The sequence below is a fragment of the Mesorhizobium sp. M00.F.Ca.ET.216.01.1.1 genome, from assembly GCF_004010325.2.
Classification (GTDB): Bacteria; Pseudomonadota; Alphaproteobacteria; order Rhizobiales; family Rhizobiaceae; genus Mesorhizobium.
Map to the genome: position 1 here is coordinate 1 of NZ_SADR02000554.1, position 285 is coordinate 285.

The following is a 285-nucleotide window of genomic DNA, read 5'->3' on the forward strand; positions in this document are numbered from 1 at the left end:
CGCCGCTGGTGCCGGCGCCCTCAGCGGCATCCGCATCGGCAAATTCCGGCTTGAAGTCGATCGGTGTCACACCGTTGGTCAAGGTGACGATCGAGGCCTTGGTGGCGCTGGCATCGACCAGGCGCTGCAGAAAGCCTTCGAAATTCAGGCCGTTAACCAGCACGATATCGGCGCCGGCCATCGCCACCGCGTCGGCCGGGCTCGGCTCGTAGACATGCGCGTCGCCGTCGGGTCCGACGATGGTGGTGATGTTGACCCGGTCGCCGCCGACATTTTTCGCAAAAT

The 285-nt window shown here is 64.2% G+C and carries 1 protein-coding gene; it reads right to left on the reverse strand.

What is annotated here, in order from left to right; genetic code table 11:
- Positions 1-285 (reverse strand): zinc ABC transporter substrate-binding protein (locus EN859_RS37425; protein WP_189502601.1); only part of this gene is annotated, 285 nt, incomplete at both ends.